Source organism: Streptomyces sp. DH24, assembly GCF_029813775.1.
Classification (GTDB): Bacteria; Actinomycetota; Actinomycetes; order Streptomycetales; family Streptomycetaceae; genus Streptomyces.
The window spans coordinates 1-18,237 of sequence record NZ_JARVKW010000061.1; the positions used below are offsets into that span (position 1 = coordinate 1).

Genomic DNA, 18,237 nt, shown 5'->3' on the forward strand with positions numbered 1-18,237 from the left:
CGATTCCGCGCCGTTCCGAGGACGGACACCCCCCGGCGCGGCCCCGACCCACCCACCGCACCGACAGCGCAACGCCCGCCCCCACCGAAGCGGTACAGGCCGCCGCAGGCACCCCCCACTCATCCCGCGCAGGCCGCCGCAGGCACCCCGCCCAACCGCCGGAGGCCGCCGCAGGCGCCCCGCGCACCCCGCACAGGCCGCCGCAGGTCGCCGTATGTATCGCCCACCCACCTGGCCCCCCACAGCTCGACACACCCACAATTGTCCCCTTTCGTAGGGGTATCGGTGCTTCGATCACGCCTCAATCACTGGAGGGCGCTGTGCCGCCGGAGGGCTACGACTACGACACCCACAGCCGACTCGCGGGACCGCTCACCGAGCCGTCCCGCCATGCCTACCGGGTGCAGTACACCTCGCTCCTCTCGCGCGAGCCCCACCGAATAAGAGCCGTCGCCCTCATGACCCTCGCGCCGATCCTCACCGGCGCCCTCCTGGTGTACCTCGTCTGGCCCACCCACTGGGTCGACCGCGAGGGCGGCGAGGAATGGCTGGTCGCCCTCGACGTCACCATGCTCATAGCCATTGGCCTCATCGAGCTGTTCATGCTCGTCAACGTCGCCTCCGTCGCCCACGCCACGATGGTCGCCCGCGACCCCGTCCCCGTCGTCCCCGAACCCGGCACCCGCGTCGCCTTCCTCACCACGTACGTCCCCGGCAAGGAACCCCTCGCCATGGTCCGCGCCACCCTCGAAGGCGCCACCCGGATCACCCACACCGGCCCCCTCGACGTCTGGCTGCTCGACGAGGGCGACGACGAGCAGGCCAAGGCCCTGTGCGCGGAGCTGGGCGTCCGGCACTTCACCCGGCACGGCGTCCCCGAGTGGAACCGCTCCAAGGGCGTCCACAAGGCCCGCACCAAGCACGGCAACTACAACGCCTGGATCGCGATGCACGGCGACCAGTACGACTTCTTCGCCTCCGTCGACACCGACCACGTCCCGCTCCCCAACTTCCTGGAGCGGATGATGGGTTACTTCCGTGACCCCGACGTCGCCTTCGTCGTGGGACCGCAGGTCTACGGGAACTACCACAACCCCGTCACCAAGGCCGCCGAGTCCCAGCAGTTCCTGTTCCACGCGCTGATCCAGCGCGCCGGCAACCGCTACCGCGCCCCCATGTTCGTCGGGACCAACAACGTCGTACGCATCGCCGCCGTCAAGCAGATCGGCGGCCTGTACGACTCCATCACCGAGGACATGGCCACCGGCTTCGAGATCCACCGCACCCGCAACCCCCGCACCGGCGGGTACTGGCGGTCCGTCTACACCCCGGACGTGCTCGCGGTCGGCGAGGGCCCGGCCTCCTGGACGGACTTCTTCACCCAGCAGATGCGCTGGTCGCGCGGCACCTACGAGACGCTGATCAAGCAGTACTGGAAGGCCCCGCTCAGCATGCCCCCGGGCCGGCTGTTCTCGTACACGCTGATGCTCGTCTACTACCCGATGACGGCGGTCAACTGGTTCCTCGGCATCCTGAGCTGCTTCCTGTTCCTGTGGTTCGGCGCATCGGGCACCCAGGTCGCCGCCTCCGTCTGGCTGATGCTCTACAGCGACGCGGCGGCCCTCCAGATCGGCCTCTACCTGTGGAACCGCCGCCACAACGTCTCCCCGCACGAGCCGCAGGGCTCCGGCGGGCTGGCCGGCATGGCGATGTCGGCGCTGTCCGCGCCGATCTACCTGAAGTCGTTCACGGAGGCGGTCCTGCGCCGCCCCAGCCGCTTCGTCGTCACGCCGAAGGGCGGCGACGCGAGCCCCGACCGGCTGCTCACCTTCCGCATCCACCTCTCCTGGGCGGTCCTCCTGATCGTCTCGCTCACCGCCTCGGCCGTCCTCGGCCACACGCACGCGGCGATGCGCACGTGGGCGTTCCTGGCGACGGCGATCTCCCTGGCCCCGGTGGGCGTGTGGGTGACCACGCTGCTCAAGGACCGCGGGGACCGGCTCGGCGAGACCGCCCGGAACCTGTTCGGACTCCGCCCGCAGCCCGCGGCGAACCCGCAGCCCGCCGCGACCCCGGGACCCGCGGCGAACCCGGAGCATCCGGAACGGCACCCGCTGCCCGCGACCGCCCTCGTCGGCGAGGGCCACGAGCCCGCCTTCGCCACGACAGGAGCCACCGCACCGGTGACCGGCACCACGACAGGAGGCAACTAGCCCATGGCCCCCCAGCCGTCCAGCAGGACCAAGAAGACGGTCCTGGGCATCGGAGGCGTCGCGATCCTCGCCGGCCTCAACGCCCCGGCCGCCCTGGACTTCGCGGGCGACCGCTACCACGCGTACAAGATCGCCCAGCCCGAGTACAAGGCGAAGTACGGCTCCTGGAGCCAGGTCGACATCCCGGAGGAGTACCGCACGAACGCCATCCACGCGGCGCTCCTGCACACCGGCAAGGTGCTGATCGTCGCCGGCTCCGGCAACGAGCAGAAGAAGTTCGACGCGGGGTCCTTCGACACCGTGCTGTGGGACCCGGTCAAGAACACGTTCAAGAAGATCCCGACGCCGGAGGACTTCTTCTGCGGCGGTCACGCCCAACTCCCCGACGGCCGCCTGCTGGTGGCCGGCGGCACCGCCCGCTACGAACTCCTCGACGGCGAGGTGGAACGCGCGGGCGGCGGCATGCGCGTGAAGAACGAGAGCCCCGACAAGGCGGTGTTCCTGAAGAAGGGCACCCGCTTCCGCTCGCCCGCCGGCGTCGAGTACGCCACCAAGTTCGACGTCACCGTCCCGAAGGCCAAGCGCACCTTCAAGGTGACCTACGACAAGTCCGGGGCGATGCGGCCCTGGCAGACGAAGGTCACCGCGAGCGAGCGGCGCGTGTGGGTGGAGGCCGTCGAGAAGGGCCCGCTGTCGGTCACCGAGAAGCAGTCGCAGTACGAGGTCGTCGGCCTGAAGGGCAAGCAGGCCGCCAACGTCTACGGCCTGTCGGAGAAGATCACCCTGGAGAAGCAGGACTACCAGGGCATCCGCGCCGCCTACGAGTTCGACCCGGTCGCCGAGAAGTACGTGCCGGTCGAGCCGATGGACAAGGCCCGCTGGTACCCGACCCTGGTCGGCCTGGACGACGGCCGCGTGCTCGCGGTGTCCGGCCTGGACGACGTCGGCAAGATCGACCCCGGTGACAACGAGATCTACGACCCGAGGACGAAGAAGTGGACGCCGGGCCCGAAGCGGTACTTCCCGACGTACCCGGCGCTGTTCCTCACCAAGGGCAACAAGCTGTTCTACTCGGCGTCCAACGCCGGCTACGGCCCCGCCGACCAGGGGCGCGAACCGGGGCTGTGGGACCTGGAGAAGAACACCTTCGAGAAGGTGCCGGGCCTGCGGGACCAGGACCAGACGGAGACCTCGTCGTCGCTGCTGCTGCCGCCGGCGCAGGACCAGAAGGTGATGATCCTGGGCGGCGGAGGCGTGGGTGAGTCGAAGAAGTCGACCCGGCGCACCGCGGTCGTCGACCTGAAGAAGGACAACCCGGCCTTCGTGGACGGCCCGGACCTGCCGCAGGGCACCCGCTACCTGAACAGCGTGATCATGCCGGACGACTCGGTGTTCACCACGAACGGCTCGAAGGACTACCGGGGCCGCAGCGCCAGCAACATCCTCAAGGCGCAGTTCTACGACCCGAGGTCCAACACCTTCCGGGAGGCCGCGGCGCCCCTGGTGGGCCGCAACTACCACTCGGAGGCGCTGCTGCTGCCCGACGGCCGGGTCGCCACGTTCGGCTCGGACCCGCTCTTCGACGACCAGCAGAACACCAAGCTCGGCCACTTCGAGCAGCGCATGGAGGTGTTCACGCCGCCCGCGCTGCACCGGGGCGCCGCCAACCGCCCGGCGCTGAAGGACGGTCCGAAGGCGCTGGACGCCCGGCACCGCGTGACGTTCCGGACGGCGCACCCCGAACGCGTCGTGAAGGCGCGGCTGATGCGGCCGAGCGCGGTGACGCACACGACGGACGTCGAGCAGCGCTCCATCGAGCTCGGGGTGCGGAAGAAGGGCACGTCGGTGACGTTCGACGTGCCCCGGGACCGGGCGCTGGTGCCGCCCGGCTGGTACATGCTGTTCGTGACGGACGCGAAGGGCACGCCGTCCGAGGCCAAGTGGATCCAGGTGAAGTGAACCCGGCTGTCACGCCCTGGAGTTGCGCGCCAGCTCCAGGGCGTACTCCGGCCACCACCGTCCGGCGGCGGGACCGCCCTCGCAGGTGCCGTCGGACTCGCCGGGGCGCTTGATCCACAGGTAGGCGTCCAGGGCGGGCTCGCCGGTGTCGGTCGTCGGGCGGGTGCCGAGCGCCCGGCCGGGCGGGTTGCACCAGGAGCCCTCCAGCGGGCCGTTGCCGTTGCGGCTGGTGTCGACGACGAAGTGCTTGCCGGCCAGGCTCTTGGACAGTTCCCGGCCGTAGGCGGTGGTGACCTCGTTGGTCTGGAAGTTGGAGACGTTGAGGGCGAAGCCGTCGGCGTTCGCGATGCCGGCGCGCCGCAGGGGGGCGACCAGTTTCCCCGGCTCCTTGATCCACTCCGGGTTGCCCGCGTCGAGGTACACCTTCGTGTGGGGCTGCCGCTTCAGCCGCTCGACGGCCTCCGTCAGCAACTGCTCGCGCTCGGCGTGGTACTCGCCGGGCGTGCAGCCGTCCACGACGTGGGCGACGGCGTCCGGTTCCAGCACGACGAGGGCCTTGGCGTCGCCGATCGCGTCGGCGAACTTCCCGATCCACTGCCGGTAGGCGTCCGCGTCGGCCGCGCCGCCCGCCGAGTGCTGGCCGCAGTCCCGGTGCGGGATGTTGTAGGCGACGAGGACGGCCGTTCTGCCCGCCCGGCTCGCGGCGCCCGTTGCCGCCCGCACCTGCGGCGCCGGGTCGGTCTCACCGGTCGGCCACAGGGCGGCGGGGTGGTCGGCGATCCGCTTCAGCAGTTCGGCGTCCTCGCCGCGGCCCTCCTGCTGCCAGGTCTGGATCTGCCGGGCCGCGGGACTGTCGGGGTCGACCCAGAACGGGGAGGTGTCGGGGACCGACTTGCGGGAGGCGGAACCGGCGAAGGAGGCCTTGTCGACCTCCGGCGCGGACGAGCAGCCCGCCGTCAGCCCGAACAGCGCGAGCGCGGTGAGGGTGTGGATCAGCCGGGACATGCTGCTCCCTGGGGCAGAGGTGACGTACACGGAAGAAAACGGATAGATCGCCGGTAATCGTTGCACAAGTGAACAAGTCTGCAGGGGACCGACATGGTCGGGCCACCCACTCAGGGGGGACCGAAAGGCGAGACAGGGCTGACCGGTATATGACCGGCCGGTAAGGTCTGGGGCGTGCCGAAGCCGCTCAGTCTCTCCTTCGACCCCATCGCCCGCGCCGACGAACTGTGGAAGCAGCGCTGGGGAGGCGTGCCGTCGATGGCCGCCATCACCTCGATCATGCGCGCCCACCAGATCCTGCTGGCCGAGGTCGACGCGGTGGTCAAGCCGTACGGGCTGACGTTCGCGCGGTACGAGGCGCTCGTGCTGCTCACCTTCTCCAAGTCGGGCGAGCTGCCGATGTCCAAGATCGGTGAGCGGCTCATGGTGCACCCGACGTCGGTGACGAACACCGTGGACCGGCTGGTGAGGTCGGGTCTGGTGGACAAGCGCCCCAACCCCAACGACGGCCGCGGCACCCTCGCGTCGATCACCGACAAGGGCCGCGAGGTGGTCGAGGCGGCCACCCGGGACCTGATGGCGATGGACTTCGGCCTCGGTGTCTACGACGCCGAGGAGTGCCGGGAGATCTTCGCCCTGCTCCGCCCGCTGCGCATCGCCGCGCGGGATTTCGAGGAGGGGTGACCCGGGGCGGGATCCCCCGGAACGCGCGGTTACGCTCGACGGTATGAAAAAGAGCGTGCTGACCCGCTACCGCGTCATGGCGTACGTCACAGGCGTGCTGCTGATCCTGCTGTGCCTCGGCATGATCGCCAAGTACCTGCTGGACCTGGACGGCGCCGCCGACTTCACGCGCGTTGTCAGCATCGCGCACGGCTGGCTCTACGTCATCTACCTCGTCTTCGCCTTCGACCTGGGCGCCAAGGCGAAGTGGCCGGTCAGGAAGCAGCTCTGGGTGCTGCTGGCCGGGACCGTCCCGACGGCCGCGTTCTTCGTGGAGCGCAACGTCAGCCGCGAGGTGGAATCGAAGATCGCGGAGCGCTCGCCCGCGGTCGCCGAGGCCTGACGCCACCGCCGTACGGAGGACCGTGCGGCGGTCAGCCATCGACATTTACTAGGACGTCCAAGTAAATTCGAGGTATGGACGCTGACGCCATCGAGGAGGGCCGCCGTCGCTGGCAGGCCCGGTACGACGCCGCACGCAAGCGCGACGCTGACTTCACCACGCTCTCCGGGGACCCCGTGGAGCCGGTGTACGGGCCACGGCCCGGTGACAGGTACGACGGGTTCGAGCGGATCGGCTGGCCGGGGGAGTACCCCTTCACCCGCGGTCTGTACCCGACCGGCTACCGGGGGCGTACGTGGACCATCCGGCAGTTCGCCGGCTTCGGCAACGCCGAGCAGACCAACGAGCGCTACAAGATGATCCTCGCCAACGGCGGCGGGGGTCTGTCGGTCGCCTTCGACATGCCCACCCTGATGGGCCGCGACTCCGACGACCCGCGCTCGCTCGGCGAGGTCGGCCACTGCGGCGTGGCCATCGACTCGGCCGCCGACATGGAGGTGCTGTTCCGGGACATCCCGCTCGGGGACGTCACCACCTCCATGACGATCAGCGGGCCCGCCGTGCCCGTCTTCTGCATGTACCTGGTCGCCGCCGAGCGCCAGGGCGTGGACGCCGGGGTCCTCAACGGCACGCTCCAGACGGACATCTTCAAGGAGTACATCGCCCAGAAGGAGTGGCTCTTCCAGCCCGAGCCGCACCTGCGCCTCATCGGCGACCTCATGGAGTACTGCGCGGCCGGCATCCCCGACTACAAGCCGCTGTCGGTCTCCGGCTACCACATCCGCGAGGCCGGGGCGACGGCCGCGCAGGAGCTGGCGTACACCCTCGCGGACGGGTTCGGGTACGTCGAGCTGGGGCTCAGCCGCGGTCTCGACGTGGACGTGTTCGCGCCCGGACTGTCCTTCTTCTTCGACGCGCACGTCGACTTCTTCGAGGAGATCGCCAAGTTCCGCGCCGCCCGCCGCATCTGGGCCCGCTGGATGCGGGACGTGTACGGCGCCCGGAGCGAGAAGGCCCAGTGGCTGCGGTTCCACACGCAGACCGCCGGTGTCTCGCTGACGGCGCAGCAGCCGTACAACAACGTCGTCCGTACGGCCGTGGAGGCGCTGGCCGCGGTGCTCGGCGGCACCAACTCGCTGCACACCAACGCCCTGGACGAGACGCTGGCGCTGCCGAGCGAGCAGGCGGCCGAGATCGCGCTGCGCACCCAGCAGGTGCTGATGGAGGAGACCGGCGTCGCCAACGTCGCCGACCCGCTGGGCGGTTCCTGGTACATCGAGCAGCTGACGGACCGGATCGAGGCCGACGCCGAGAAGATCTTCGAGCAGATCAAGGAGCGCGGGCTGCGGGCCCACCCCGACGGCCGGCACCCGATCGGGCCGGTCACGTCCGGGATCCTGCGCGGCATCGAGGACGGCTGGTTCACCGGCGAGATCGCCGAGTCGGCGTTCCGCTACCAGCAGGCCCTGGAGAAGGGCGACAAGAGGGTCGTCGGCGTCAACTGCCACACCGGGTCCGTCACCGGTGACCTGGAGATCCTGCGGGTCAGCCACGAGGTGGAGCGCGAGCAGGTGCGGGTGCTCGCGGAGCGGAAGGCCGCGCGGGACGACGCGGCGGTGCGCTCCGCCCTGGACGCGATGCTCGCCGCGGCCCGGTCCGGGGGCAACATGATCGAGCCCATGCTGGACGCCGTGCGCGCCGAGGCCACGCTGGGCGAGATCTGCGGAGTGCTGCGCGACGAGTGGGGGGTGTACACGGAGCCCGCGGGCTTCTGACGGTCGCCGCGCGGAACCGTCAGGCGGCGGACAGGCCCAGCAGCAGCACCCTCGTGAAGCTGCGGACCCACTCCTCGTCCACCGGTTCCGCGCTGACCAGGGTGCGGTGCACCACCGCGCCCGCCACCATGTCGAAGATCAGGTCGATCGCGCGGGCGGCCTCCGCCGGGTCCGCCGCCGGGGGCAGCTCGCCGCGCTGTTCCGCGCGGGCCCGGCCCGCCACCACCAGACGCTTCTGGCGTTCCACGATCGAGTCGCGGATGCGTGCGCGCAGGGCGTCGTCCCGGGTGGATTCGGCCAGTACCGCCATGAGGCCGCTGCGGGCCTCCGGGCGAGCCAGGATCGCCGCGAACTGCAGGACCACGCCCTCGATGTCGGCGGCGAGGCTGCCGCGGTCGGGCAGGCGCAGTTCGTCGAAGAGTTCCGCCACCGCGTCCACGACCAGCTCGTTCTTGCCCGCCCAGCGGCGGTAGAGCGTGGTCTTGGCGACGCCGGCGCGGGTCGCCACGTCGCCCAGGGTGAGCTTGGACCAGCCGAGCTCGACCAGGGCCTGACGCGTCGCGGCCAGGATCGCGGCGTCCGCGGCGGCACTGCGCGGTCGTCCGGTACGGCTGGCGGGGGTGCGGCGCTGCATTCTCTGACCATATCCGGCCAGTTCGGCACGGCCGTGAGAGAGATCACCGGGCCACCCTCTCCGGCCGGGGCCGCCGGGTATTACGCTACGACCCGTAGCGAAAGCGCGTGAGCGGGCGGACGTACCCGCGAGCGACGACCACGCGGCGCGGGTGGGGACCCGGCGCCGGACGGGAAACGGGACGCAACAACAAGCAGCCCAGCCTGCTTTCACAGCGGTTTTCACATGTGCGCGCCGGACGGGGGAGGATGGACGCATGCAGCCACGGAACATGTCCATGAGCGGAGTCGTCGACCTCGCCGCGGTGAAGGCGGCCCAGGAGGCCAAGGCGAAGGCGGAGCAGGCGCGCGCCCAAGCGGCCCGGCAGGGCGGCGGGCCGGGTGCCGTCTCCCCGGCCGATCTCGTCATCGACGTCGACGAGTCCGGCTTCGAAAGCGACGTCCTGCAGCGCTCCACCGAAGTCCCGGTCGTCATCGACTTCTGGGCCGAGTGGTGCCAGCCCTGCAAGCAGCTCAGCCCGGTCCTGGAGCGGCTCGCCGTCGAGTACAACGGGCGTTTCCTCCTCGCCAAGATCGACGTCGACGCCAACCAGATGCTGATGCAGCAGTTCGGGGTGCAGGGCATCCCGGCGGTCTTCGCGGTGGTGGCCGGACAGGCCCTGCCGCTCTTCCAGGGCGCCGCGGGCGAGGAGCAGATCCGCCAGACCCTGGACCAGCTGGTGCAGGTCGCCGAACAGCGCTTCGGGCTGACCGGCCTGGTCGTCGACCCCGACGCCGAGCCGGGCGAGGCCCAGGCCCCCGAGCGGCCGGCCGGACCGCACGACGCCGAGCTGGAGGCGGCCGTGCGGGCGCTGGACGCGGGCGACCTCGGCGGTGCCGTGCAGGCGTACAAGAACGTGCTCGCGGCGGACCCGGGCAACACGGAGGCCCAACTCGGCCTCGCTCAGGCGGAGTTGCTCCAGCGGGTGCAGGGGCTCGACCCGCAGCGGGTGCGCCGGGACGCGGCCGACCGGCCGGCCGACGCGCAGGCGCAGATCGCCGCGGCGGACCTGGACCTGGTCGGCGGTCACGTGGACGACGCGTTCGGGCGGCTCATCGACACGGTGCGCGTCACGTCCGGCGACGACCGGGACACCGTACGGCTGCGGCTGCTCGAACTGTTCGAGGTCGTGGGGGCCGACGACCCCCGTGTGATCAACGCCCGCCGGGCCCTGGCGAGGGCCCTCTTCTGATCAGGTCCTAAACGCCCGGGCATGTGGTGCCCGGGTGAAAGAACGACCACCGGATCGTCACCGCGGCCGCGCTTTACCAAGACTTGGTAATCGCGGCCGCTGTTACTGCCAGTAAGTCGAGGTCGTGGATCTGTCGGCTTCTGTCCGGCGATCAACAGTTTTGTCCGGGCCCCGGGTGACACCCTGAGTCGCCGGTCGAGACCTCTGGGTCGTCGCACGGTTATCCGGCCGTTACTAGCGAGTAACGAACCCCCTTGTGCAGGCGGCGAGAATGCACCACGATCGGCCACGCTCGGTCCAATCCCGCTTCCCCGACAGCCGGTCGGGGCGCGGGAGTTCCTGGGTCCCCACCGAGCAGAGCCGGCGGCAGTGGCGCCGGCTCTTGGGCAGGGGGGTCTTCGCCGTCCGGCGAAGCCTGTCCAGCAAGGTTGTGCGTGATGCGTGTCAGGCGCGACCAGTGGTTGTCGCTCGGGGGTGATCGCCGGTGATTCGGGCGCTGTGTGCGCCACCGAGCGCGGGCGCTCTCCTTCCCGAGGACGTAGCACTTCTCCCATCCCTGCCCGGCTGAGCCGTCTCTAGGGGCAGTCAGGGTCAGGAGATGTACGTCCGAGAAGGAGGAAATATGGAGTCCCAGGTGCGTGGCGGGACCAGATGGAAGCGGTTCGCCGTCGTGATGGTGCCCAGCGTGGCCGCCACGGCAGCGATAGGTGTCGCCCTCGCGCAGGGCGCTCTCGCCGCGTCGTTCAGCGTTTCCGGTCAGTCGTTCAAGGTGACGACCGAGCGGCTCGACGGTCAGGGCTTCTCGCAGTACGGGGCGATCGACTCGGGCTACACGCTCGACGGCAAGAAGACGGCTCACCCCGTCGCCGTCTCGGCGTTCAAGTCCGCGACGATCAAGAACCTGTGCCAGTCCGTGGTCACCCCGGACGTGCCGCTGATCGGTAACGTCAGCCTCATCCTGAAGGCGGGCGGCGGGAACACGCCGGTCCGGGCCGAGAACCTGTACATCGATGTCGCCGACCTGAACGCCGACGCGACGTTCAAGAACATCGACATCGGTGTGGCCGCCAAGGACGCCACCAAGGGTCCGGGCATCGCCAAGGGCGACCACGCCAACCCGTACGGGTTCGCGCAGCAGGCCGACTCGGTCGTGCTGACCGACGTGAAGCAGACGGCGTGGGCGACCACCGCCGGAACCTTCAAGCTCAGCGGCCTGAAGATGTCGCTGTCGACGGGTGTCAAGGAGTGCTACTAAGCACTCGTTGACGGGCGGGGGCGCCGACGGCACCCCCGCCCGTCCAGTACCCGCTCGCGTCTTCACGCGCCGCACACGCGGCGCGCACAGCACACACAGCACACGTAGTACCACCTCACCACCACAGCAACGCCGTTCCAGGGAGCTGTTTTTCCATGAGCGCCGAGACTCCTGCCGCCATCGGCCAGTTCACCCGCCGGAGGCAGCAGTTCCGCGCCTGGCGGGGTATGCGGCCGTTCTGGGCCGGCCTGTTCGTCATGCTCGGCGGACTCCCCATCGCCTACTTCCCGTACGCGAACCTCCAGATCGGTCACCTGACGCTGGCGATGGCCACGACAGCCGGCGCCGGGTCCCTGATCATCGGCGTGCTGCTCGTCGTGCTGGGCATCAGCCTGTGGTTCCAGAAGCACGTCCGCGTCTTCGCGGGCGTCGCGGCGATCCTGCTGGCGCTGGTGTCCATCCCCGTGTCCAACCTGGGCGGGTTCCTCATCGGCTTCCTGTTCGCGCTGATCGGCGGGGCCATGGCCGTGTCGTGGGCGCCGGGGGCGGGGTCCGAGCACGGCACGAGGTACGAGCACGGCACGAGGTACGAGCACGGCCCGAGGTACGAGGACGGTACGGGCAAGGGGGACGCCCCGCAGGGCGTGGTGCCGGGAGCCACGGTCCCGCAGCAGACCAACGGGGTGGACGAGCCGAACGATCTGTCAGGAACGAGCCCGGCCAACGGGGCGAACGGGAGGCACAGTGCCGGCTGACGAGGTGACCCACGGGATGGATGTGGACGCGTCCCGTGCGAGAACCGGGCCGCGTCACGCGGCACCCAAGAAGCCGCTGTTCACCAGGTTCCACATGCCGGCCGGGAAGGCGATAGCCCTGGCCGCGATGCCCACCGCGGTTCTCATGGGGATGGGGTTCACCCCCACGCTGGCCATCGCCGACAACAACGACGTGGTCAAGCCGACGTCGAACAGCCTGACCGTCGACGAGTACAAGGACTGTGTCGCCGCGCTGGACAAGGACGGCAAGGAGGACTCCGAGTCCGCCACGCCGTCGCCTTCGGCGAGCGCCTCCGAGCAGCAGGACCAGCAGCCGGAGCCCAGCCCGTCGGCGACCTCCGGGGACTCTGCGGAGGGCGACTCGGGTTCGGGTGCGGGGGGTTCATCGGGTTCGACTTCTTCGCCGGATTCAGGTTCCGACGACGAGGCCGACCCGACCCCGTCCCCGTCCGCCTCCGCGGGCAGGGAGAAGACGTCCGGCGGCGCCGGCACGGCCTCACCGTCTCCGTCCGAGAGCGGCGGCGGCCTGCTGGACGGCATCGGCGACGCCCTCGACGGCGTACTCGGCGGCGGCCGGGCGTCCGAGAGCCCGAGCCCCACGCCGTCCGCCTCCGAGAGCGCGGGCGAGGACGACCCGTCCGGCGACGGCGGGGTCGCCGGTGACGTCGGGGACACCGTCGAGGACACCACCGGCAAGGTCACCGACACGGTGCGGGACACCGTCGGGGACGTCACCGGCGAGGCGGCCGAGGACGCCACCGACGCCGTCGGCGACGCGGCCGAGGACGCCAAGGACGCCGTCCCGACGCCGACGCCCAGCCCGTCGGCGAGCGGGACGACCGACCCGGAGGACTGCCCGGCCGCCACGGACGCCGAGGGCGGGGTCGACAACAAGATCCCGCTGCCCGACGACCCGTGGTACCTGGACGCCAGTTCGCTGCTGCTGAAGGGCGCCGACTACCAGGGCATCGTCGAGGTGAGGACCGCCAACGGCACCACCAAGAAGGTGCTGAAGTACGTCATCTCCGACGGCACCGACATCGGCGACCTGCACCAGACGGTCAAGGACGAGCAGGCCGGCAAGACCTACCACGTGCAGGCGGCCAAGGGCTCGACGTCCACGATCCGCGACGGCGACACCGTGATGTACACGGAGAGCATCTCCGGCAACCTGCTCGGTCTGATCCCGATCACGTTCAGCCCGGAGAACCCGCCGCCGCTGAACATCCCGCTGATCTACTTCACCAAGGTGAAGGTCGTGCAGGCCGGCCAGTTCGGCGGCACCCTGCACGTCCCGGGCCTGCACCAGTACATCACCGACTGAGCCGGCCGCAGGCCCCACGACCACTCCGGGAGCCGCAACAACGCCGAGGGCGCCCCCTGTTCACCAGGGGGCGCCCTCGGCGCCGTTCGGGTCCGGGCGGGTCAGCTCTCGGCGCCGCCCAGGTGGTGGACGCGGACCATGTTGGTGGTGCCGGGGACGCCGGGCGGCGAACCGGCCGTGATCACCACGATCTCGCCCTCGTTGAACCGGCCCAGCTTGACCATCTCCTGGTCCACCAGCTCGACCATCTCGTCCGTGCTGTTCACGAACGGCACCACGTGCGGCTCCACGCCCCAGCTGAGCGCCAGCTGGTTGCGGGTGCTCTCGTCCGTGGTGAACGCGATGATCGGCTGTGCGGCGCGGTAACGGCACAGGCGGCGCGCGGTGTCCCCGGACTGGGTGAAGGCCACCAGACCCCGGCCGCCGAGGAAGTCGGCGATCTCGCACGCGGCACGCGCGACCGAACCGCCCTGCGTGCGCGGCTTCTTGCCCGGCACGAGCGGCTGCAGGCCCTTGGACAGCAGCTCCTGCTCGGCCGCCTGGACGATCTTCGACATCGTCTTGACCGTCTCGATCGGGTACGCGCCCACGCTGGACTCCGCCGACAGCATGACCGCGTCCGCGCCGTCCAGGATCGCGTTGGCCACGTCCGAGGCCTCGGCGCGGGTCGGGCGGGAGTTGGTGATCATCGACTCCATCATCTGGGTCGCCACGATCACCGGCTTGGCGTTGCGCCGGCACAGCTCGATCAGGCGCTTCTGCACCATGGGGACCTTTTCGAGCGGGTACTCGACGGCCAGGTCGCCGCGCGCGACCATGACGCCGTCGAACGCCATCACGACGTCCTCCATGTTCTCCACCGCCTGCGGCTTCTCCACCTTGGCGATGACGGGGACGCGGCGGCCCTCCTCGTCCATCACGCGGTGCACGTCCTGGACGTCCCGGGCGTCGCGCACGAAGGACAGGGCGACCAGGTCGCAGCCCATGCGCAGCGCGAACCGCAGGTCGTCGACGTCCTTCTCGGACAGCGCCGGGACGTTCACGGCCGCGCCCGGCAGGTTGATGCCCTTGTGGTCGGAGATGACGCCGCCCTCGATGACGATCGTCTTCACCCGGGAGCCCACGACCTCGGTGACCTTCAGCTCGACGTTGCCGTCGTTGATGAGGATCTGGTCGCCCTTGGTCACGTCGCCGGGCAGGCCCTTGTAGGTGGTGCCGCAGATGGTGCGGTCGCCGGGGACGTCCTCGGTGGTGATGGTGAACTCGTCACCGCGCACCAGCTCCACCGGGCCCTCGGCGAAGGTCTCCAGCCGGATCTTCGGGCCCTGCAGGTCGGCGAGGACACCGATGGCCCGGCCGGTCTCCTTGGCGGCGGCACGGACGCGGTCGTACCGCCCCTGGTGCTCGGCGTGCGAGCCGTGGCTGAAGTTGAAGCGGGCCACATTCATACCGGCTTCGATCAGCGCGACGAGCTGCTCGTGGGAGTCGACCGCGGGGCCGAGAGTACAGACGATTTTCGAACGGCGCATGGGGCGATCCTATCGGTTTGTTTCGCTACGGAATATTCCGTCTGGCGGAAAGTACAAATGGGCGGGTTCGCGCTCAGGCGTGTATGCCGGTATTGGTCACTCGCTCTTTTCGACCAGTGCGTACGTCTGTGTCGCGATCTCCAATTCCTCGTCCGTCGGGACCACGGCGACGGCGACCCGCGCGTACTCGGGCGAGATCAGCTGCGGCCGGTCCGCGCGCACCGCGTTCAGCTCGCCGTCCACCACGAGCCCCAGTTCCTCCAGGCCCGCCACGGCAGCTTCCCGCACCGGCGCCGCGTTCTCACCGACCCCGGCCGTGAAGGCGACGGCGTCCACCCGTCCGAGCACCGCGTAATAAGCACCGATGTACTTCTTCAACCGGTGAATGTAGATGTCGAACGCCAGCTTCGCCCGCTCGTCGCCCTCGTCGATCCGGCGGCGGATCTCCCGCATGTCGTTGTCGCCGCACAGTCCGACGAGTCCGCTCTTCTTGTTGAGCAGATTGTCGATCTCGTCGGCGGACATTTCACCAACACGCATCAAATGGAAGATGACGGCCGGATCCATGTCACCGGAGCGCGTACCCATCACGAGCCCCTCCAAGGGCGTCAGGCCCATGGAGGTCTCCACGCACCGCCCGCCCCGCACGGCCGAGGCCGACGCCCCGTTGCCCAGGTGCAGCACGATCACGTTCACGTCCTCGGGCGCCCGGCCCAGCAGGTCGGCCGTCGCGCGGGACACGTACGCGTGCGAGGTGCCGTGGAAGCCGTAGCGCCGGATGCGGTGCGCGTCGGCGGTCTCCACGTCGATCGCGTAGCGGGCGGCCGACTCCGGCATCGTCGTGTGGAACGCGGTGTCGAACACGGCGACCTGCGGCAGGTCCGGACGCAGCGCCCGCGCGGTGCGGATGCCGGTCAGGTTGGCCGGGTTGTGCAGCGGCGCCACCGGGATCAGCCGCTCGATCTCGGCGAGCACGGCGTCGTCGATCACCGTCGGCTCGGTGAACCGCTTCCCGCCGTGCACCACCCGGTGCCCGATCGCGGCCAGTTCGGGGGAGTCGAGCCCGAAGCCGTCCCTGGCCAGCTCGGCGGCGACGGCCTTCAGCGCGGCGTCGTGGTCCGGGATCGCGCCGGTCCGCTCACGGGTCCGGCCGTCCGCGACCGGAGTGTGCTTCAGACGCGAGGTCTCCTCGCCGATCCGCTCGACGAGGCCCACCGCGAGCCGGCTGCTGTCGCGCATGTCGAGCAGCTGGTACTTCACCGACGAGGAGCCGGAGTTGAGGACGAGGACGCGCGAACCGCGGGCCGCGCGCGCCTCGCCGGCCGGGGTGGTGGCGGGCGACGGGTGGGTGGTCACTGTGCGGTCGCCTTCTGGTTCGGGGACTGGGCCTGGATCGCCGTGATGGCGACGGTGTTGACGATGTCCTGGACGAGGGCGCCCCGGGACAGGTCGTTGACCGGCTTGCGCAGGCCCTGCAGGACCGGGCCGACGGCGATCGCGCCGGCCGAGCGCTGCACGGCCTTGTAGGTGTTGTTGCCGGTGTTGAGGTCGGGGAAGATCAGCACGCTCGCCTGTCCGGCCACCTCGGAGTCGGGCAGCTTCGTCGCGGCGACGGTCGGCTCCACGGCCGCGTCGTACTGGATGGGCCCCTCGACGCTCAGGTCGGGCCGCTGGGCGCGGACGGTCTCCGTCGCCCGGCGCACCTTGTCGACGTCGGCGCCCGAGCCGGAGGTGCCGGTGGAGTACGACAGCATCGCGATGCGGGGCTGCACGCCGAACCGGGCGGCGGTCGCGGCCGACTGGATGGCGATGTCGGCGAGCTGCTCGGCGTCCGGGTCGGGGTTCACGGCGCAGTCGCCGTAGACCAGGACCTTGTCGGACAGGCACATGAAGAACACCGACGACACGATGGTCGCGTCCGGCTTGGTCTTGATGATCTCGAAGGCCGGGCGGATCGTCGCGGCCGTGGAGTGCACCGAGCCCGACACCATGCCGTCGGCCAGGCCCTCCTGCACCATCAGCGTGCCGAAGTAGTTCACGTCGGAGACCACGTCGTACGCCAGCTCCAGGGTCACGCCCCGGTGGGCGCGCAGGGCGGCGTACTTCTCGGCGAAGGAGTCGCGCAGCTCGGAGACAGCCGGGTCGATCAGCTGGGAGTCGCCGAGGTCGATGCCGAGGTCGGCGGCCTTCTTGCGGATCTGGTCGACCGGCCCGAGCAGCGTCAGGTCGCACACGCCCCGGCGCAGCAGCACCTCGGCCGCGTGCAGCACGCGCTCCTCGGTGCCCTCCGGCAGGACGACCCGGCGCCGGTCCGAGCGGGCCTGCTCCAGGAGCTTGTGCTCGAACATCATCGGCGTCACGCGGTCGCTGCTGGGCGCCGAGACCCGGTCCAGCAGGTCACCGGTGTCGACGTACCGCTCGAAGAGGCCGAGCGCGGTCTCCGCCTTGCGCGGGGTCGCGGCGTTCAGCTTGCCCTCCAGGGAGAACAGCTGCTCGGCGGTCGGGAAGCTGTTGCCGGGCACCGAGAGCACCGGCGTGCCGGGGGCGAGCCGCGCGGCCAGCGTGAGGATGTCGTCGCCGGGCACCTCGCCCAGCGTGAGCAGCACGCCGGCTATCGGCGGGGTGCCGGCGCTGTGCGCGGCGAGCGTGCCGACCACCAGGTCCGCGCGGTCGCCCGGGGTGACGACCAGGCAGCCGGGGGTCAGGGCGCCCAGGAAGTTCGGCAGCATCGCGCCGCCGAACACGAAGTCCAGGGCGTCGCGCGCCAGCCCGGAGTCGTCGCCGAGCAGCACCCGCGCGCCGAGCGTGTGCGCGATCTGGGCCACGGTGGGCGCGGACAGGGCGGGCTCGTCCGGAAGCACGTAGCAGGGCACCGGCAGCCGGTCGGCGAGCCGCTCGGCGATCGCGTCCCGGTCCTCGCGGGCGACCCGGTTGGTGACCATCGCCAGCACGTCGCAGCCGAGGGTGTCGTAGGCGCGGAACGCGTTGCGGGTCTCGGCGAGCACGGCCTCGGCGGACTGCTTGCGGCCGCCGACCACCGGGATCACGGAGGCGCCGAACTCGTTGGCGAGGCGGGCGTTCAGGGACAGTTCGTCCGGGAACTGGGTGTCGGCGAAGTCGGTGCCGAGGACGAGGACGACGTCGTAGTCGCGGGCCACCAGGTGGAACCGGTCGACCAGCGCGGCCACCAGCTCGTCCGGGCCCTGCTCGGCCTGGAGGGCGGACGCCTCGTGGTAGTCCAGGCCGTAGACGGTCGCCGGGTCCTGGGAGAGCCGGTAGCGGGCGCGCAGCAGCTCGAAGAGGCGGTCGGGCCCGTCGTGGACGAGCGGGCGGAAGACACCCACCCGGTCGACCTGCCGGGTCAGCAGCTCCATGACCCCCAGCTCGACGACCTGGCGGCCGTCGCCGCGGTCGATTCCGGTCACGTACACGCTGCGCGTCACGTGCGCTCTCCGTTCTTCGCCGTCACA

Annotated in this window: 14 protein-coding genes; 9 read left to right on the top strand and 5 right to left on the bottom strand. The window is 70.5% G+C overall.

Annotated features, from left to right (window positions below; genetic code table 11):
- The first annotated feature begins 320 nt into the window (after positions 1-320).
- The gene (locus QC282_RS30400) at positions 321-2,213 is read left to right on the top strand and encodes a cellulose synthase catalytic subunit (protein ID WP_279552807.1); all 1,893 of its coding nucleotides are present in this window, start codon (positions 321-323) and stop codon (positions 2,211-2,213) included.
- A 3-nt stretch (positions 2,214-2,216) separates the two neighbouring features.
- Positions 2,217-4,172, top strand: coding sequence for a kelch motif-containing protein (locus tag QC282_RS30405; protein WP_279552808.1), 1,956 nt, complete (start codon positions 2,217-2,219; stop codon positions 4,170-4,172).
- 9 nt (positions 4,173-4,181) lie between these two features.
- Here the strand turns inward: QC282_RS30405 and QC282_RS30410 are convergent, their stop codons facing one another.
- Positions 4,182-5,177 (bottom strand): glycoside hydrolase family 6 protein, encoded by a 996-nt coding sequence (locus tag QC282_RS30410; RefSeq protein WP_279552809.1) that lies wholly within the window; start codon positions 5,175-5,177, stop codon positions 4,182-4,184.
- A 174-nt stretch (positions 5,178-5,351) separates the two neighbouring features.
- Between QC282_RS30410 and QC282_RS30415 the strand changes: the two genes are divergently transcribed.
- From QC282_RS30415 to QC282_RS30425, 3 genes are all read left to right on the top strand, one after another.
- Positions 5,352-5,861: a MarR family transcriptional regulator gene (locus tag QC282_RS30415; protein WP_279552810.1), complete on the top strand. Its 510-nt coding sequence runs from the start codon at positions 5,352-5,354 to the stop codon at positions 5,859-5,861.
- Between the two features lie 43 nt (positions 5,862-5,904).
- Positions 5,905-6,243 (top strand): DUF3817 domain-containing protein, encoded by a 339-nt coding sequence (locus QC282_RS30420; protein WP_279552811.1) that lies wholly within the window; start codon positions 5,905-5,907, stop codon positions 6,241-6,243.
- Between the two features lie 74 nt (positions 6,244-6,317).
- Positions 6,318-8,018: a methylmalonyl-CoA mutase family protein gene (locus tag QC282_RS30425; protein WP_279552812.1), complete on the top strand. Its 1,701-nt coding sequence runs from the start codon at positions 6,318-6,320 to the stop codon at positions 8,016-8,018.
- Positions 8,019-8,037: 19 nt separating this feature from the next.
- Here the strand turns inward: QC282_RS30425 and QC282_RS30430 are convergent, their stop codons facing one another.
- Complete coding sequence (locus QC282_RS30430; protein ID WP_279552813.1) at positions 8,038-8,652, bottom strand: TetR/AcrR family transcriptional regulator; 615 nt, start codon at positions 8,650-8,652, stop codon at positions 8,038-8,040.
- A 256-nt stretch (positions 8,653-8,908) separates the two neighbouring features.
- On the opposite strand from QC282_RS30430, the gene QC282_RS30435 reads away from it, so the two are divergent.
- The 4 genes from QC282_RS30435 to QC282_RS30450 all read left to right on the top strand — a co-directional run bounded on the left by QC282_RS30435 (position 8,909) and on the right by QC282_RS30450 (position 13,238).
- Positions 8,909-9,883, top strand: a complete 975-nt coding sequence (locus QC282_RS30435; RefSeq protein WP_279552814.1) for a tetratricopeptide repeat protein — start codon at positions 8,909-8,911, stop codon at positions 9,881-9,883.
- Positions 9,884-10,505: 622 nt separating this feature from the next.
- Positions 10,506-11,138: a DUF6230 family protein gene (locus QC282_RS30440; protein WP_279552815.1), complete on the top strand. Its 633-nt coding sequence runs from the start codon at positions 10,506-10,508 to the stop codon at positions 11,136-11,138.
- Positions 11,139-11,293: 155 nt separating this feature from the next.
- Positions 11,294-11,893 (top strand): DUF6114 domain-containing protein, encoded by a 600-nt coding sequence (locus tag QC282_RS30445; protein WP_279552816.1) that lies wholly within the window; start codon positions 11,294-11,296, stop codon positions 11,891-11,893.
- Positions 11,883-13,238 (top strand): hypothetical protein, encoded by a 1,356-nt coding sequence (locus tag QC282_RS30450; protein WP_279552817.1) that lies wholly within the window; start codon positions 11,883-11,885, stop codon positions 13,236-13,238. Before QC282_RS30445 ends, QC282_RS30450 begins: the two co-directional genes overlap by 11 nt.
- A 101-nt stretch (positions 13,239-13,339) precedes the next feature.
- Here QC282_RS30450 and pyk read toward each other — a convergent pair whose 3' ends face one another.
- The 3 genes from pyk to pta all read right to left on the bottom strand — a co-directional run bounded on the left by pyk (position 13,340) and on the right by pta (position 18,210).
- Positions 13,340-14,767, bottom strand: coding sequence for a pyruvate kinase (gene pyk, locus QC282_RS30455; protein ID WP_279552818.1), 1,428 nt, complete (start codon positions 14,765-14,767; stop codon positions 13,340-13,342).
- A 96-nt stretch (positions 14,768-14,863) separates the two neighbouring features.
- Positions 14,864-16,123 (bottom strand): acetate kinase, encoded by a 1,260-nt coding sequence (locus QC282_RS30460; RefSeq protein WP_279552819.1) that lies wholly within the window; start codon positions 16,121-16,123, stop codon positions 14,864-14,866.
- Complete coding sequence (pta, locus tag QC282_RS30465) at positions 16,120-18,210, bottom strand: phosphate acetyltransferase (RefSeq protein ID WP_279552820.1); 2,091 nt, start codon at positions 18,208-18,210, stop codon at positions 16,120-16,122. Before pta ends, QC282_RS30460 begins: the two co-directional genes overlap by 4 nt.
- Positions 18,211-18,237: the final 27 nt, after the last annotated feature.

Bases quoted from the DNA above. Each gene is read 5' to 3' on its own strand.
- QC282_RS30435 (WP_279552814.1), top strand. From the start codon at position 8,909: ATGCAGCCACGGAACATGTCCATGAGCGGAGTCGTCGACCTCGCCGCG.
- pyk (WP_279552818.1), bottom strand. From the start codon at position 14,767: ATGCGCCGTTCGAAAATCGTCTGTACTCTCGGCCCCGCGGTCGACTCC.
- QC282_RS30430 (WP_279552813.1), bottom strand. From the start codon at position 8,652: ATGCAGCGCCGCACCCCCGCCAGCCGTACCGGACGACCGCGCAGTGCC.
- QC282_RS30440 (WP_279552815.1), top strand. From the start codon at position 10,506: ATGGAGTCCCAGGTGCGTGGCGGGACCAGATGGAAGCGGTTCGCCGTC.
- QC282_RS30405 (WP_279552808.1), top strand. From the start codon at position 2,217: ATGGCCCCCCAGCCGTCCAGCAGGACCAAGAAGACGGTCCTGGGCATC.
- QC282_RS30420 (WP_279552811.1), top strand. From the start codon at position 5,905: ATGAAAAAGAGCGTGCTGACCCGCTACCGCGTCATGGCGTACGTCACA.
- QC282_RS30445 (WP_279552816.1), top strand. From the start codon at position 11,294: ATGAGCGCCGAGACTCCTGCCGCCATCGGCCAGTTCACCCGCCGGAGG.
- QC282_RS30410 (WP_279552809.1), bottom strand. From the start codon at position 5,177: ATGTCCCGGCTGATCCACACCCTCACCGCGCTCGCGCTGTTCGGGCTG.
- QC282_RS30425 (WP_279552812.1), top strand. From the start codon at position 6,318: ATGGACGCTGACGCCATCGAGGAGGGCCGCCGTCGCTGGCAGGCCCGG.